The sequence below is a fragment of the Tabrizicola sp. genome (genome assembly GCF_051645465.1).
In the GTDB taxonomy this organism is placed as follows: Bacteria; Pseudomonadota; Alphaproteobacteria; order Rhodobacterales; family Rhodobacteraceae; genus Tabrizicola.
Genome location: NZ_JBOFBI010000204.1, coordinates 19,828 through 32,928 on the forward strand (window position 1 = coordinate 19,828; position 13,101 = coordinate 32,928).

Sequence of the window (13,101 nt, forward strand, 5' to 3'; positions counted from 1 at the left end):
GTGCACCGTGCACATTGGATCAACCTCTGAAAGCCGGGCCCTTGCAGTTCAGCCGTCGGTTCCGTTCGCCAGTGCCGGTTCTTCGGTCTCTTCAGCCTTGGCCGGTTTGATCGCGAAGCTGCGCAGGATGAAGTCCGGCACATGGTCGCCCATGCCGATCACCGCAGGCCCAAGGTCGCGGTCGCGGCGATAGTCGCGGCGGTCGTCGCGCGGCTCACGACGCTCGTCCCGGCGCTCTTCGCGGGGTTCGCGCCGGTCTTCCCGACGGTCCCCGCGATCCTCGCGGCGGCGGTCGGCGCGCGGCTCACGCCGCTCTTCCGTGACGGCAGCAGCCTCGACCGGTTTGGGAGCGGCCACCAAAGGCTCCATCGGCGCGCTCTCGTCATGCGGTTTCGGCGCGCGGTCCCGGTCGCGCCCGCGGCCGCGTTCCCGCCCCTTGCCGCCCCGCTCTTCGCGCGGACGGTCGGGCCGGCCTTCGCTTTCGTCCGGCACAAAGCCCTCGGGCAGGGGCCCGCGCGGGATTTCCGACTTGATCAGGCTCTCGATCACCGCCAGGTACTTGGCATCCGACGGCACCGAGATGGTGATGGCCTTGCCCGTCCGCCCGGCACGGCCCGTGCGGCCGATGCGGTGAACGTAATCCTCGGGGTGCGAGGGGACATCGAAGTTGAACACATGGCTCACCGCCGGAATGTCCAGCCCCCGCGCTGCCACGTCGGAGGCGACAAGCAGGTGCAAAGTGCCATCCCGGAACCCGTCCAGAGTCTTGGTCCGGACCGACTGATCCAGATCGCCATGGATCGGTGCCGCGTTGAAGCCGTGCGATTTCAGCGACTTCGCCACCACATCCACATCCATCTTCCGGTTACAGAAGATGATTGCGTTGGTGCAGGCCTCGCCCTCGGCCTTGATCAGCGCCCGCAGCACGGCCCGCTTGTCGCCGAAGCTCCGGTCCTTCCGCACCGGCTTCACCTCGATCAGGCTTTGGGTGATCGTGGTCGAGGCCGTCGCCTGCCGCGCCACTTCGATCTTGGCCGGATTGGTCAGGAAGGTGTTGGTGATCCGCTCGATCTCCGGCGCCATCGTGGCGCTGTAGAACATCGTCTGGCGGGTGAAGGGGGTCAGCTGGAAGATGCGCTCGATATCCGGGATGAACCCCATGTCGAGCATCCGGTCGGCCTCATCGACCACCATGATCTGGACGCCCGTCAGCAGAAGCTTGCCACGCTCGAAATGGTCGAGAAGGCGGCCCGGCGTCGCGATCAGCACATCGACACCCCGGTCGATCAGCTTGTCCTGCTCGCCGAAGGCAACCCCGCCGATCAGCAAAGCCTTCGTAAGCTTGGTATGCTTGGCATAGATGTCGAAGTTCTCGGCCACCTGGGCGGCGAGTTCCCGTGTCGGCGCCAGCACAAGGCTGCGCGGCATCCGGGCACGGGCACGGCCCTGGCCGAGAAGGGTGATCATCGGCAGCGTGAAGCTGGCGGTCTTTCCGGTGCCGGTCTGGGCGATCCCCAGAACGTCGCGGCCCTTCAAGGCCTCGGGGATGGCCTGCGCCTGGATGGGTGTTGGGGTCTCGTAGCCGGCTTCTGAAACGGCTTGCAGCACGCGCGGGTCCAGCGCGAGGTCGGAAAATTTGGTCATTTGCGTCCTATGAATGCGGTATCGGACCGCATGAATGTTGGGACGCAAGTTTCCGGGCGCCCCGGCGTCTCGGCCCCGTTTGGCCGCGAGCCGCGCATAGCTCAAATTGCCGGAATGGTCAAGGCCGCGGGCCAGAGATCGATTGAAGCTGCAACTTGCGCTGCGATTGCGCTCTTCGAGCTACCGTCTTCATACAGACTTTTTCAATTTCAGCATTCTCAGGTTCAAAATGATAAAGCTATTGCTGCTTGCCGGGCTCGCCATGAGCCTGCCCATTGCCGCCCATGCCGATGATGATGCCTGCCGCAATGATCGCTGCCCCACATCGGTCAGCTTCACCTCGATCTCGGATACGCGGAGCTACGGCCTGTTGATCGCGGCGCCCGACGCCGGGTGCCACCATGTCCGCTTCCGCATCGAGGGGCCGGGCGCGGTCTTCCTTGGCCACACCCCGCCCCTTGCCCCGGGAGAGCTTGCCGTCGTCCGCATGGGCCGCGGCTTCCCGGAAGGGGAGCATGTGGTCACGATTGCCTCCATCGGCTGCGCGACCCATCCGTCGGCAACCCGCCGCGTAACCTTCGCGAAAGCGGCGCCCGACCATGGCTGGCGTGCGGTCGGGGACTAGGCCACGATCGGCTCGCATGGAACCGCTCCTCGTGCACTTCGTGTACTCCTCGCTGGGACACCTCCGACGAGTACACGAAGTGCACGAGGAGGATGCCCCGGGCGTCATCGATATGGAAGTTTGACCTCGCGCTAAGTCGGCCCGTCTCCATCATCCTCGTCGGGCAGGAACCCCGGCATTTCGGCGTCGAGCACCCGGTCCATCCGGTCAAACTGCACGCCCGCCCGCATCGTGGCGATGCGCCGGAAAAGGTTGCCGGGGTCTTCGTTCAGTTGCTGCAGAAGGTGGCAGGCCAGCGGGCCGACCACCGTATCCTTGCGGGCCTCGTTCCAGACCTGCGCGAGAAGGTTGATGTCGAGCCCCCCGCTGCCAAGGTTGAAGTGCGGCATGCCGAGCGGCAAGCGCTTGCCCCGGACGTTGCGCGTGGGAAACGGGGTGGCTGGGTCGACACCGGAATGCAGCCGCTCGAACTCGTAAAGCTTCATCAGCGAAAAGAGGACGTTGATCGAAAGCCCGATCCGCCGCTGCGCCTCGGTCTCGCCGTGGTCGCCAAAGGTGATGGCTGACGAAATGAGCCAACGCCCCGGCAGCTCGTGCATCAGGGTCTTGCCGGTCTCGGTCCAGATCCGGCGGAAGAGGGCAGGGGTGTGGGCCGGGAAAAGCCGCTTGCGCAGATGGGCGATCAGGATGGCATTGACGGCAGCAAGCTCGGGCCTGCCCCGCAGCTCGACGCGCATCGCGTGAAGCTTGCGGGCGTGCAGGGTCTGCGGTCCCTCAAGCGGTGGCACGTCCTGCGGAATGCGCGTCTTGAGGAGCGTCTTGAGGTCCAGGTCGGCAGGGGGAAAGCTGTCTCTCGCCGCAATCATCAGCCGCCGCCTGCGCCGCATCCAGAGCGCTATGAGGCTACGGGGCGCATCGGGATAGGTCTCGATCGGATCGTCGGGATGCTCCTCGCCGGGCTCCGGGGTCGGTTCGCCTTCGGGCCGTGTGTTCATGGCAGTCTTTCAGGTCGCAAGCGCCCGCCCCTTGGTCGAACCGCGGCCCGCGCCGCCTCGATGTCAGGCAAAGGCTAGGCGCAGCGCCTCACGGGGTCAAGCAACCCGAACTTGCTTTCCAAAGCGTAAACGGCCCTTTAAGCCTTTGATTTGTATGCGCTCTAGCAACTGTCCCACCGTGGGACACGCGCCCTTGCCCCTCAAACCATCATCTCCTTGGTCGCCGTCAGCTTCACCCCCGGATAATCCCTGACCACCCGGTCGATGTCCCACTGGAGGCGCGTGAGGAACACGAGGTCCCCGTCACTATCATGCGCGATATGGCCCTTGTTGACGTTCACGAGCTTCTCGATCTCGGCCTTGTCGCCGGACATCCAGCGGGCCGAGGTGAAGTTCGACCCCTCGAACCGGACGGGCAGCGAGTATTCCTGCTCGATCCGGGAGGCCAGCACATCGAACTGCAGGGCCCCCACGACGCCAACGATATAGCCCGACCCGATCATTGGCTTGAAGACCTTGGCGGCCCCCTCCTCAGCAAACTGGGTCAGCGCCTTTTCCAGATGCTTGGCCTTCATCGGATCGGTGGCCCGGATCGTCTGCAGAAGCTCCGGCGCGAAGCTCGGGATGCCCGTGAACCGCAAGGACTCACCTTCGGTCAGCGCGTCCCCGATCCGAAGCTGGCCATGGTTCGGAATGCCGATGATGTCGCCCGCCCAGGCCTCCTCCGCCAGTTCGCGGTCAGCGGCAAGGAACAGCACGGGATTGGTGATCGACATCGGCTTTTTCGACCGCACGTGGTGCAGCTTCATGCCCCGCTCGAAATGCCCCGATGCCAGCCGCACAAACGCCACCCGGTCGCGGTGCTTGGGGTCCATGTTGGCCTGGACCTTGAAGACAAAGCCGGTCACCGGGGTCTCGCCCGGTTCGATCTGCCGTTCGGCGGCCTTTTGCGGCTCGGGTTCGGGGCCATACTCGCCGATCCCGTCCATAAGCTCTTTGACGCCGAAGGAGTTGATTGCCGAGCCGAACCAGATCGGCGTCATCGAGCCGTTGAGGAAGGCCTTGCGGTCGAAGGCCGGAAGCAGCTCCCGCGCCATCTCCAGTTCCTCGCGGAACTTCTTCAAGAGCTCCGCCGGGATGTGCTCGGCCAGCTTCGGGTCGTCCACCCCGGAGATCTGGATCGACTCCGCCACCCGGTTCCGGTCCGCGCGGTCCATGATCTCCAGCCGGTCGTGGAGGAGGTCGTAGGCCCCCACGAAATCGCGGCCCATCCCGATCGGCCAGCTCGCCGGGGTCACGTCGATCGCCAGGTTCTCCTGGATTTCGTCGATGATCTCGAACGTGTCGCGGCTTTCGCGGTCCATCTTGTTGCAGAAGGTCAGGATCGGCAGGTCGCGCAGACGGCAGACCTCGAAGAGCTTCCGCGTCTGGCTTTCCACCCCCTTGGCCCCGTCGATCACCATGATCGCGGCATCGACCGCGGTGAGCGTGCGGTAGGTGTCCTCCGAGAAATCGCTGTGGCCGGGCGTGTCGACCAGGTTGAACCGGTACTGCCGGAAATCGAACGACATCGCCGAGGCGGAAACCGAAATCCCCCGCTCCTGCTCCAGCTTCATGAAGTCCGACCGCGTCCGCCGCGCGTCGCCCTTGGCCCGCACTTGACCGGCCATCTGGATCGCGCCGCCGAAGAGGAGAAACTTCTCGGTCAGCGTCGTTTTCCCGGCGTCGGGGTGCGAGATGATCGCAAAGGTCCGGCGGCGGGCGATTTCGGGTGGGAGCGTGGCACGATTTGTCATGTGCGCCCTATAGGCTGAGGGCGCTTTGGCCGCAACGGCAAGCGGGGCTTGCGCGACTCGGAACGGCCGGGCAGGATGAGAACATTAATAGAACATTGGAGGATGCCATGACACTTTCCGAGATTGCGAATGAACTGGTGGCCGGCTGCCGCGAAGGGCGCGAACGGGCGAACCTTGACAAGCTCTATGCGCCTGACGCCGTTTCGGTCGAGGCGGCGGACATGGGCGACGGGCGCGAGACGCATGGCGTGGCTGGGATTCATGGCAAGCATGACTGGTGGGAAGGCGCGTTCAAGGTCCACGAGCTGACCGTCGAGGGGCCTTTCAACCATGGAGAAGAGAGCTTTGCGGTGATCTTCGGGATGGATACCGAGAACAACGAAACCGGCGAGCGCCGCAAGGAACGGGAGGTAGCCGTCTATCATGTGAAAGACGGCAAGATCGCGCGCGAGGAGTTTTTCTACGCGACCTGATCCCGCGACCGGCGGTTTTCAAATTGAGCGCTTGCGCGCGGAGATTCTTTGTCTCGCCTCTGCGCTTGCGCGCAACCGGCTCGGGCATTGGGGGCGCTTCGCCCCCCAAACCCCCAGAGGATATTTGAAGAAGAGAAAGCCGTTGTGGACCTTCGCAGCTTGCCGCTTTAGGTTTTCCGGCGACAAGGGGGAGGATCGCGGATGGATCTGGGGATCAGGGGGAAACGAGCGCTGGTTTGTGCCTCGTCCAAGGGGCTTGGCCGGGGCTGTGCTGAGGCGCTGGCCGAGGCGGGCTGCGATCTGGTGATGAATGCGCGTGGCGCCGAGGCTTTGGAGGCTGCGGCCGCGGACATCCGGGTGCGGTTCCAGGTGAATGTCGTTGCCGTTGCGGGCGACATCACGACCGAGGCGGGCCGTGCGGCGGTTCTGGCACATGGGCCGTTCGACATTCTGGTCACCAACGCAGGCGGGCCGCCGCCGGGCATGTGGTCGGACTGGGGACGTGAGGACTTCATCAAGGCGCTTGACGCCAACATGCTGACGCCCATCGCGCTGATGCAGGCCGTGCTGCCAGGCATGATGGCCAAGGGGTGGGGGCGGGTGGTGAACATCACCTCTGTCTCGGTCAAGGCCCCCGTGCCGGTCCTGGGCCTCTCTAACTCAGCCCGCGCCGGGCTGACCGGCTTTGTCGCCGGAACGTCGCGGCAGGTGGCCGGAAAAGGTGTCACGATCAACAACTTGCTGCCCGGAATTCATGCGACGGATCGCGCGATCGCGCTGGACGGCGCAGTGGTCAAGGCGCGCGGGATCAGCATGGAGGACGCAATCGCCGAACGCGCGGCGACCATCCCGGCTGGACGCTACGGAACCCCAGCCGAATTTGGTGCTGCCTGTGCGTTCCTTTGTTCGCAGCATGCGGGGTTCATCGTCGGGCAGAACGTGCTTCTGGACGGGGGTGCCACGAACACGACCTTGTAAGCTTGCCGTGCCTGGGCCTGGCTGCTAGGGAAAACCTGAGCAATTCGCTTGAGTTTCATGTCCGACGCCCCTCCCATCCGTCTTGAGGTCAAGCATCTCTCCCGCGTGTTCCGTGGGCGTAAGGTGGTTGATGATGTCTCGCTTGCGGTTGCCGGGGGGCAGGTGACCTGCCTTCTGGGGCCTTCGGGCTGCGGAAAATCGACGACCTTGCGGATGATTGCGGGTGTCGATCGGGCCGATGCGGGCGAGGTCTGGCTGGACGGGCAAAAGGTCGCCGGGCCTGGCGGGCATGTCCCGCCGGAACAGCGCTCGGTCGGTCTGATGTTCCAGGACTTCGCGCTTTTTCCGCATCTTACAGTGGCCGAGAACGTGGGCTTCGGGCTTCGGGCGGACAAGGCCGAAAAGATGAAGCGCGTCGGGGAGCTTCTTGAAAAGGTGGACCTTTCCGGTTTCGGCGCGAAACATCCGCATGAGCTTTCCGGGGGCGAGCAGCAGCGGGTGGCGCTGGCCCGCGCGCTTGCGCCCAGGCCCCGGGTGATGCTGATGGACGAGCCCTTCTCGGGCCTCGACAACCGGCTTCGCGACGGCATCCGCGACCGCACGCTGGAGCTTCTGAAAGAGGCGGGCACGGCGGTGCTTCTGGTTACGCATGAGCCGGACGAAGCGATGCGGATGGCCGACGAGATCGCGCTGATGCGGGCGGGACGGATCGTGCAGAAGGGCGCGCCCTACAACGTCTATAACGCGCCCGTCGACCGGGCAGCTGCGGCATTCTTCAGCGATATCAACGTGATCCGCGGCGTTTCTAAAGGCGCTCTGACCGAGACGCCGTTCGGCGCTTTCCTGACGCCAGGGCACAAGGACGGCGCCGAGGTCGAGATCGTGATCCGCCCGCAGCATCTGCGGATCGACTTTGACCGGGGCGGCAGGGGCCCGAACCCGACACCGGAAGAGGGTGTTCCCGCGCGCGGCACGGTTCTGCGCAGCCGCTATCTTGGGCGGGAAAGCCTGGTCGATTTCGCGATGGATTTTGAGGGCGCGAAGCTGACCGCCTCGGTGCCCGGGGTGTTCATGCCGAAGCCCGGGACAGTGCTTTGGCTTATGATCCGGCGGGATCGGTGCTTCGTTTTCGGGGTTTGACGGCGGGCCTGGCGGTCAGCCCTCGGCCTCGATCCCCGACTGCGGCAGAAGGGTAGCCACCTTGTAAAGCAGGCTCTTCGCGGCCTTTGCCCGCGGGTTCCCCTCTTGCCCCACGTGCCGCAGACCCTCGACCAGCGCCTCCAGCTCCTCGGGGGTCAGCATCGTCGGCGGCAGCATCAGGGGAGAGCGGAGGATGTAGCCAAGGCCGCGCTCTCCTGTCACCGGCAGGCCAGTCGCCGCCAGCATCTCCATGTCGCGCCAGATCGTGCGGGTCGAGACGCCAAGCGCGCGCGCAAGTTCCCCCGCGGTATGCAGGCGACCGTCGCGCAAGGCCTGGACGATGTCGTAAAGGCGGGCGTCGCGTTTCATGGGGCGTTTGCCGGGCAGGTTGGTTGGAATTGCCCAACTTACTGACAAAATACTGTCAGTTGACTGCCCTTCGCAAGCCCGTTTGCCCTTGGAAGCGCTGTCCTCGTGGCCCTAATACAGGTCCAGAACTGCAACACCGGCCCCAAACGGGGTGCGATTCGGAGAATATGCCATGTTAAACAACATCGGTCTGCCTGGCCTTCTGCTTATTGCGGTCGTGGTCCTGGTTCTGTTCGGCAAGGGCAAAGTGTCCAGCCTGATGGGCGAAGTCGGAAAAGGCATCACCGCCTTCAAGAAAGGCGTGAATGACGGCAGCAAAGAGCTTGAGGATGCCAAGGTCGACGCTGCAAAGGACGTGACGCCTGCCGAGAAGGACAAGGCCTGACGCCTGACCTTCGGGGGACGCACGGATGGATCTGAGCTGGTCCGAACTTCTTGTCGTGGGCATCGTCGCGCTGATCATCATCGGCCCGAAGGATTTGCCTGGCATGTTCCGCGAGCTTGGCCGGTTCACGGCGAAGATCCGCGCCATGGGGCGTGAGTTCAGCCGCGCGATGGAACAGGCCGCCAAAGAGTCCGGCGTCAAGGACGTGGCGGACGACCTGCGCAAGGTGACCTCGCCTTCGGCGATGGGGCTTGATGCCGTGCGCTCGGCAGCGGACAAGTTCGAGAAGTGGGACCCCATCAAGAACGCAGCCCGGCCGTCGACCCCTGCAGCGACACCGCTAACCCCACCGCCCATGCCACCCGTTGCGGCGGCTACTGCGGCAGCTGAGGCCACGGTGGCTGAACACGCGGCGCCTGTCGGGCCGAACACGGCGGCGCTTTATCAGAAACAGGCGGAGCGCAAGGCGGTGGTGGAAGAGGCTTCGGCAAAGCTTCGCGCGATCTCCAGCCCGCCCGACGCGACCCCCGCGGCCGAACCGAAGAAGCCGGGTCGGCGGCGCAAGAAACCCGAAGGCCCGGCCGGGGACGAAGCATGACGAAAGACGAGATCGAGGACAGCTCGGCCCCCCTGGTCGAACATCTGATCGAGCTGCGCAACCGGCTGATCTGGTCGATTGCCGCCTTCGTCGTGGCGATGATCGCGGCCTTTCCCTTTGCCAAATCGATCCTCGGCTATCTCCTGAAGCCGATCGAAGAGGCCATGCGCGACCTCGGCAACACCAATCCGGTGATGCAGTACACCGCGCCACAGGAACTGCTGTTCACCTACTTCCACATCTCGGTCGTGGCGGGGCTGGCGCTGTCGTTCCCGGTCATCGCGTACCAGCTGTGGCGCTTTGTGGCCCCCGGGCTCTACCGCAGCGAAAAGCAGGCGTTCCTGCCGTTTCTCATCGCTTCGCCGGTCCTGTTCTTCGCCGGGGCGGCTTTTGCGCAATACATCGTCACGCCGCTTGCGATGGCATTCTTTCTGGGCTTCGCCGACTTGCCGTCAATGGTTTCGGCCGCGCTTTTGCAGCTGCAGGGCCTTCCTGTCGAAAATGCTGCAGGCGCAACGTCGTCCGAAGGCATCGCTATCGTCTTTCAGGGCAAGGTCGACCAAAGCCTGGACATCAGCCTGAAGCTGATCATGGCTTTCGGGCTTTGCTTCCAGATGCCGGTGCTTCTGACCCTGATGGGCAAGGCGGGGCTGGCCACTTCGGCCGGGCTGTCGAACATGCGGCGCTATGCCATTGTGATCATGCTTCTGGTGTCGGCCATCGTGACCCCGCCAGACCTTGTCAGCATGCTGACGCTGTTCGCGGCGATCTATCCCCTGTACGAGGTGTCGATCTTCCTGATCCGCCAGATGGAAAAGCGGCGCGAGGCCGAGTTGCGGGCCGAAGGGCTTTGGGACGACGAGGACGACGCGGCCAAGGACGCGCCGGAGCCGAAGGCGTGAGTGATCCGCTTGAGCGGATCGCCGCAGCGCTGGAGCGGCTGGCCCCCGTACCGATGCCACCGCCCGACTTCGCGGCGGCCGAGGCCTTTGCCTGGCACACCGGCCCCGATCGGCTGGAGCCGGTGACCGACATCGCCCGCATCGACATCGGGCTTCTGGTGGGGGTGAACCGGTCGCGCGACACGCTTCTGGAGAACACCCGGCATTTCGCGCAAGGCCTGCCCGCGAACAACGCGCTTCTTTGGGGCGCGCGGGGGATGGGGAAGTCGTCGCTGGTCAAGGCTGTCCATGCTCAGGTCCGGGCGGAAGGGCATGACCTCAAGATCGTCGAGCTTTCGCGCGAGGACCTGCCCTCGGTCCAGCGGCTTCTGTCGCATCTGCGGGCGGCGGCACATCGGTTTCTTCTCTTCTGCGACGATCTCTCGTTCAGCCACGACGACCAGCACTACAAATCGCTGAAGGCTGTGCTGGACGGGGGCATCGAGGGGCGGCCCGAGAACGTGCTTTTCTACGCCACCTCCAATCGCCGCCACCTGATGCCGCGCGACATGATCGAGAATGAGCGGTCGACCGCGATCAGCCCCAGCGAGGCGGTGGAGGAGAAGGTTTCGCTTTCCGACCGTTTCGGCCTCTGGCTCGGGTTCCACCCCTGCAGCCAGGACGACTACTTGCAGATGATCCGCGGCTATTGCGCTGCGCATGGCTTGAAGGTGCCGGAGGAGCAGCTGCAGGCCGAGGCGATCGAGTGGCAGGCGACACGCGGCGCGCGCTCGGGGCGGGTCGCCTGGCAGTTCTTCTGTGACCTTGCTGCCCGCGAAGGGGTGCGCATCCGCACCTGATCCGCGATCCGGGCTTGCAGGACGCCGCAACTCGCCTTAGGCGAGAAGGATCATGATCACCGAAATCCTGGTCATCCTGGCCCTGATCGTGCTGAACGGCGTGCTCGCGATGTCCGAGCTTGCCATCGTCAGCGCAAGGCCGGCCCGTCTGAAGCCGCTCGAGGCGAAAAGCGCGGGCGCGCGCATGGCGCTGAGGCTGGCCGAACATCCGGGGCGGTTCCTCTCGACCGTGCAGATCGGGATCACTGCGGTCGGGGTCCTCTCTGGTGCGCTGTCCGGTGCCACGCTCGGCCACCGGCTGGAACTCTGGCTGGTGTCGCAAGGCGTGGCCGCGGATTGGGCGACGACGCTGGGCGTCGGCGGCGTGGTCGTGGCGATCACCTATGTCAGCCTCATCGTCGGTGAACTGGTCCCGAAGCAGATGGCGCTCCGCAACGCCGAGGGCATCGCGATCCGCATGGCCCCGGCGATGACGTTCCTGTCGGTCGTCGGTGCGCCACTGGTGTGGTTCCTTGAACGCTCGGGCCGGGTCCTCCTCTGGCTTATCGGCCAGCGCGGAGAGAGCCAGAACCGGGTGACCGAGGAAGAGGTCCACGTGCTTCTGGCCGAAGCGCATGAAGGCGGGGTGCTTGAAACCGAAGAACGCGAGATGATCACCGGCGTCATGCGCCTTGGCGATCGGACCGCGCGGGCGCTGATGACGCCCCGGCACGAGGTCGAGATGCTGCCCCTCGACGCAACGGGGGCCGAGGCGGTCGCGGCGATCCGCAAGGTCGCGCGCCCGCGGATGCCGGTTGTCGACAAGGACGGCGACGTCGTGGGGATCGTGCTTCTGGCGGACGCATTCCAGGCGGTCTCGCGCCGCGAGACGCTGGACCTGAAGGCGCTTCTGCGCGAGGTGCCGGTGGTGTCGGACCGGGCCGAAGCGCTGGATGTGCTGGAAATCCTGCAGAAATCCGAGCACCACTTCGTGCTGGTCTATGACGAATATGGCCATTTCGAAGGCATCCTCACCACCGGCGACGTGCTTGAGGCGATCACCGGGGCGGTGGCTGCAAATGATGGCGACGAACCGGCCATGGTCACACGTGAGGACGGCAGCTATCTCGTCGCCGGCTGGATGCCCGTGGATGAGTTCTGTGACCGCCTCGGCCTGCCACGCGATCTGGCGGGGGAATATGACACGGTCGCCGGTCTTGTCCTGCACCAGTTGGGCCATATCCCCGAGCTTGGGGCGTCGTTCAAGGCGGAAGGCTTCCGCTTTGAAGTGATCGACCTGGACGGGCGGCGGATCGACAAGGTCCTGGTCTCGCGGCTGCCGGACTGAGAGGAGGGCCTCTCCCGCGCAGCGCAGCGCAAGCCACGATTTTTCTGCGAAAAATCGGGGATATCTGCTACTGCAGATATCCCACCGGATCGAAGCTTTGCTTCGAGGTATTGCGGACCTCGAAATGCACGAAGGCCGGATCACCCGGTGCTACCTTCCCGATCTCCTGCCCGCGTTTGACCTTGTCGCCCTTCTTCACCGACATCCCGCTCACGCCGACATAGACCGTCAGCAGATCGCCCGCATGGCGGATGATGACGATCCCCTTGCCGTTCGTGTCCGACGAGATGACGGTGATGGTCCCGGCATCCGCGGCCTTCACCGGGCTTCCGGCGGCGGCGGCGATATCGATCCCCTGGTTCTTCTTCGCGTCATAGCCGCGGATGATCTTGCCCGAAACCGGCATCGTCATCTTCGTGGCCGAGGCTGCGGAAGTCTCGGACCCCAGATCGGGCGAAGGCGGTGTCGCTTTGGGCTTCGTGCCCGCGGCTTCGATCTTCTCGTCGGGCAGCGGTTTTGACGCCGATGGCGGCTCGGGCGTCGGCGTGCCTGCGCCGGGGGGGGTAGGCACCGGTTCCGGGTCCGGCGCAGCTGCAGTGGCGATCGGAATGATCAGCGTCTGGCCTTCGCGCACGGCCATGTCGGCCCCAAGCTGGTTCCAGTCGGCCAGCGCCTTGGCCGAGACGTTGTAGGCCCGCGCAATGGTGAAGGCAGTCTCGCCCCTTGCGACCCGGTGGGTCAGCGGCTGGCCGGACACCGGCTTCGACGCGGCCGGCGAGGTGGTGCCCGACGGCCCGGCCTCATCAAGCGCGGTCGTCGCGATCGAGGTGATGTCGATCGCGCCACTGCCACCCACGACGGGCGGTTGCGGCGCAGCGGCGACCCGGTCGGGCAGGATCAGCATTTCGCCTTCACGCAAGGGATCGGTCGGGCGCAGCGCGTTCTTCTGGGCAAGCTCACCGGCGTTTATGCCCAAGCGCCCGGCCATGGTCGCGACTGTCTCGCCCCGGCGGGCGGTCGCCATCTGGTA

14 protein-coding genes are annotated in these 13,101 nt (G+C 65.1%); 9 read left to right on the forward strand and 5 right to left on the reverse strand.

Annotation, left to right across the window (positions count from 1 at the left end; all coding sequences use genetic code 11):
* Positions 1-48 precede the first annotated feature (48 nt).
* A complete protein-coding gene (locus tag ACRCSW_RS13020) occupies positions 49-1,644 on the reverse strand; it encodes a DEAD/DEAH box helicase (RefSeq protein WP_438705695.1) in 1,596 nt (531 codons plus the stop codon).
* 229 nt (positions 1,645-1,873) lie between these two features.
* On the opposite strand from ACRCSW_RS13020, the gene ACRCSW_RS13025 reads away from it, so the two are divergent.
* Entirely contained in the window at positions 1,874-2,269 is a 396-nt protein-coding gene (locus ACRCSW_RS13025; protein WP_438705696.1) for a hypothetical protein, read from the forward strand.
* Positions 2,270-2,400: 131 nt separating this feature from the next.
* Here the strand turns inward: ACRCSW_RS13025 and ACRCSW_RS13030 are convergent, their stop codons facing one another.
* Together ACRCSW_RS13030 and ACRCSW_RS13035 are read right to left on the reverse strand one after the other, a co-directional pair.
* Positions 2,401-3,264: a hypothetical protein gene (locus ACRCSW_RS13030; protein WP_438705697.1), complete on the reverse strand. Its 864-nt coding sequence runs from the start codon at positions 3,262-3,264 to the stop codon at positions 2,401-2,403.
* Between the two features lie 200 nt (positions 3,265-3,464).
* Positions 3,465-5,060, reverse strand: a complete 1,596-nt coding sequence (locus ACRCSW_RS13035) for a peptide chain release factor 3 (RefSeq protein WP_438705699.1) — start codon at positions 5,058-5,060, stop codon at positions 3,465-3,467.
* Between the two features lie 107 nt (positions 5,061-5,167).
* On the opposite strand from ACRCSW_RS13035, the gene ACRCSW_RS13040 reads away from it, so the two are divergent.
* The 3 genes from ACRCSW_RS13040 to ACRCSW_RS13050 all read left to right on the forward strand — a co-directional run bounded on the left by ACRCSW_RS13040 (position 5,168) and on the right by ACRCSW_RS13050 (position 7,651).
* Complete coding sequence (locus ACRCSW_RS13040; RefSeq protein ID WP_438705700.1) at positions 5,168-5,533, forward strand: SnoaL-like domain-containing protein; 366 nt, start codon at positions 5,168-5,170, stop codon at positions 5,531-5,533.
* Between the two features lie 201 nt (positions 5,534-5,734).
* The gene (locus tag ACRCSW_RS13045) at positions 5,735-6,511 is read left to right on the forward strand and encodes an SDR family oxidoreductase (protein ID WP_438705702.1); all 777 of its coding nucleotides are present in this window, start codon (positions 5,735-5,737) and stop codon (positions 6,509-6,511) included.
* Between the two features lie 57 nt (positions 6,512-6,568).
* Entirely contained in the window at positions 6,569-7,651 is a 1,083-nt protein-coding gene (locus ACRCSW_RS13050; RefSeq protein WP_438705704.1) for an ABC transporter ATP-binding protein, read from the forward strand.
* Between the two features lie 15 nt (positions 7,652-7,666).
* Here ACRCSW_RS13050 and ACRCSW_RS13055 read toward each other — a convergent pair whose 3' ends face one another.
* Positions 7,667-8,020: a helix-turn-helix transcriptional regulator gene (locus ACRCSW_RS13055; RefSeq protein ID WP_438705705.1), complete on the reverse strand. Its 354-nt coding sequence runs from the start codon at positions 8,018-8,020 to the stop codon at positions 7,667-7,669.
* A 172-nt stretch (positions 8,021-8,192) separates the two neighbouring features.
* Here ACRCSW_RS13055 and ACRCSW_RS13060 point away from each other — a divergent pair, with 172 nt between their 5' ends.
* Genes ACRCSW_RS13060 through ACRCSW_RS13080 form a run of 5 tightly spaced genes read left to right on the forward strand, consistent with a single transcriptional unit; the run spans position 8,193 to position 12,071 of the window.
* Positions 8,193-8,405, forward strand: a complete 213-nt coding sequence (locus ACRCSW_RS13060) for a twin-arginine translocase TatA/TatE family subunit (protein WP_438705707.1) — start codon at positions 8,193-8,195, stop codon at positions 8,403-8,405.
* A 25-nt stretch (positions 8,406-8,430) separates the two neighbouring features.
* The gene (gene tatB, locus ACRCSW_RS13065) at positions 8,431-9,003 is read left to right on the forward strand and encodes a Sec-independent protein translocase protein TatB (RefSeq protein WP_438705709.1); all 573 of its coding nucleotides are present in this window, start codon (positions 8,431-8,433) and stop codon (positions 9,001-9,003) included.
* Positions 9,000-9,905, forward strand: coding sequence for a twin-arginine translocase subunit TatC (gene tatC / locus ACRCSW_RS13070; protein WP_438705711.1), 906 nt, complete (start codon positions 9,000-9,002; stop codon positions 9,903-9,905). Before tatB ends, tatC begins: the two co-directional genes overlap by 4 nt.
* Positions 9,902-10,744 carry an ATP-binding protein gene (locus ACRCSW_RS13075; RefSeq protein ID WP_438705712.1) on the forward strand — a complete coding sequence of 281 codons (843 nt, stop codon included), beginning with the start codon at positions 9,902-9,904 and terminating at the stop codon, positions 10,742-10,744. The genes tatC and ACRCSW_RS13075 overlap by 4 nt, the downstream gene beginning before the upstream one ends.
* A 52-nt stretch (positions 10,745-10,796) precedes the next feature.
* Positions 10,797-12,071 carry a hemolysin family protein gene (locus ACRCSW_RS13080; protein ID WP_438705714.1) on the forward strand — a complete coding sequence of 425 codons (1,275 nt, stop codon included), beginning with the start codon at positions 10,797-10,799 and terminating at the stop codon, positions 12,069-12,071.
* Positions 12,072-12,138: 67 nt separating this feature from the next.
* On the opposite strand, the gene ACRCSW_RS13085 is transcribed toward ACRCSW_RS13080, so the two are convergent.
* Positions 12,139-13,101: peptidoglycan DD-metalloendopeptidase family protein (locus tag ACRCSW_RS13085; protein WP_438705716.1), on the reverse strand; the 963-nt coding region annotated here is incomplete at its 5' end.

Coding starts and splice junctions, on each gene's coding strand:
- ACRCSW_RS13020 (WP_438705695.1), bottom strand. CDS start 1,644: ATGACCAAATTTTCCGACCTCGCGCTGGACCCGCGCGTGCTGCAAGCC.
- ACRCSW_RS13025 (WP_438705696.1), top strand. CDS start 1,874: ATGATAAAGCTATTGCTGCTTGCCGGGCTCGCCATGAGCCTGCCCATT.
- ACRCSW_RS13030 (WP_438705697.1), bottom strand. CDS start 3,264: ATGAACACACGGCCCGAAGGCGAACCGACCCCGGAGCCCGGCGAGGAG.
- ACRCSW_RS13035 (WP_438705699.1), bottom strand. CDS start 5,060: ATGACAAATCGTGCCACGCTCCCACCCGAAATCGCCCGCCGCCGGACC.
- ACRCSW_RS13040 (WP_438705700.1), top strand. CDS start 5,168: ATGACACTTTCCGAGATTGCGAATGAACTGGTGGCCGGCTGCCGCGAA.
- ACRCSW_RS13045 (WP_438705702.1), top strand. CDS start 5,735: ATGGATCTGGGGATCAGGGGGAAACGAGCGCTGGTTTGTGCCTCGTCC.
- ACRCSW_RS13050 (WP_438705704.1), top strand. CDS start 6,569: ATGTCCGACGCCCCTCCCATCCGTCTTGAGGTCAAGCATCTCTCCCGC.
- ACRCSW_RS13055 (WP_438705705.1), bottom strand. CDS start 8,020: ATGAAACGCGACGCCCGCCTTTACGACATCGTCCAGGCCTTGCGCGAC.
- ACRCSW_RS13060 (WP_438705707.1), top strand. CDS start 8,193: ATGTTAAACAACATCGGTCTGCCTGGCCTTCTGCTTATTGCGGTCGTG.
- tatB (WP_438705709.1), top strand. CDS start 8,431: ATGGATCTGAGCTGGTCCGAACTTCTTGTCGTGGGCATCGTCGCGCTG.
- tatC (WP_438705711.1), top strand. CDS start 9,000: ATGACGAAAGACGAGATCGAGGACAGCTCGGCCCCCCTGGTCGAACAT.
- ACRCSW_RS13080 (WP_438705714.1), top strand. CDS start 10,797: ATGATCACCGAAATCCTGGTCATCCTGGCCCTGATCGTGCTGAACGGC.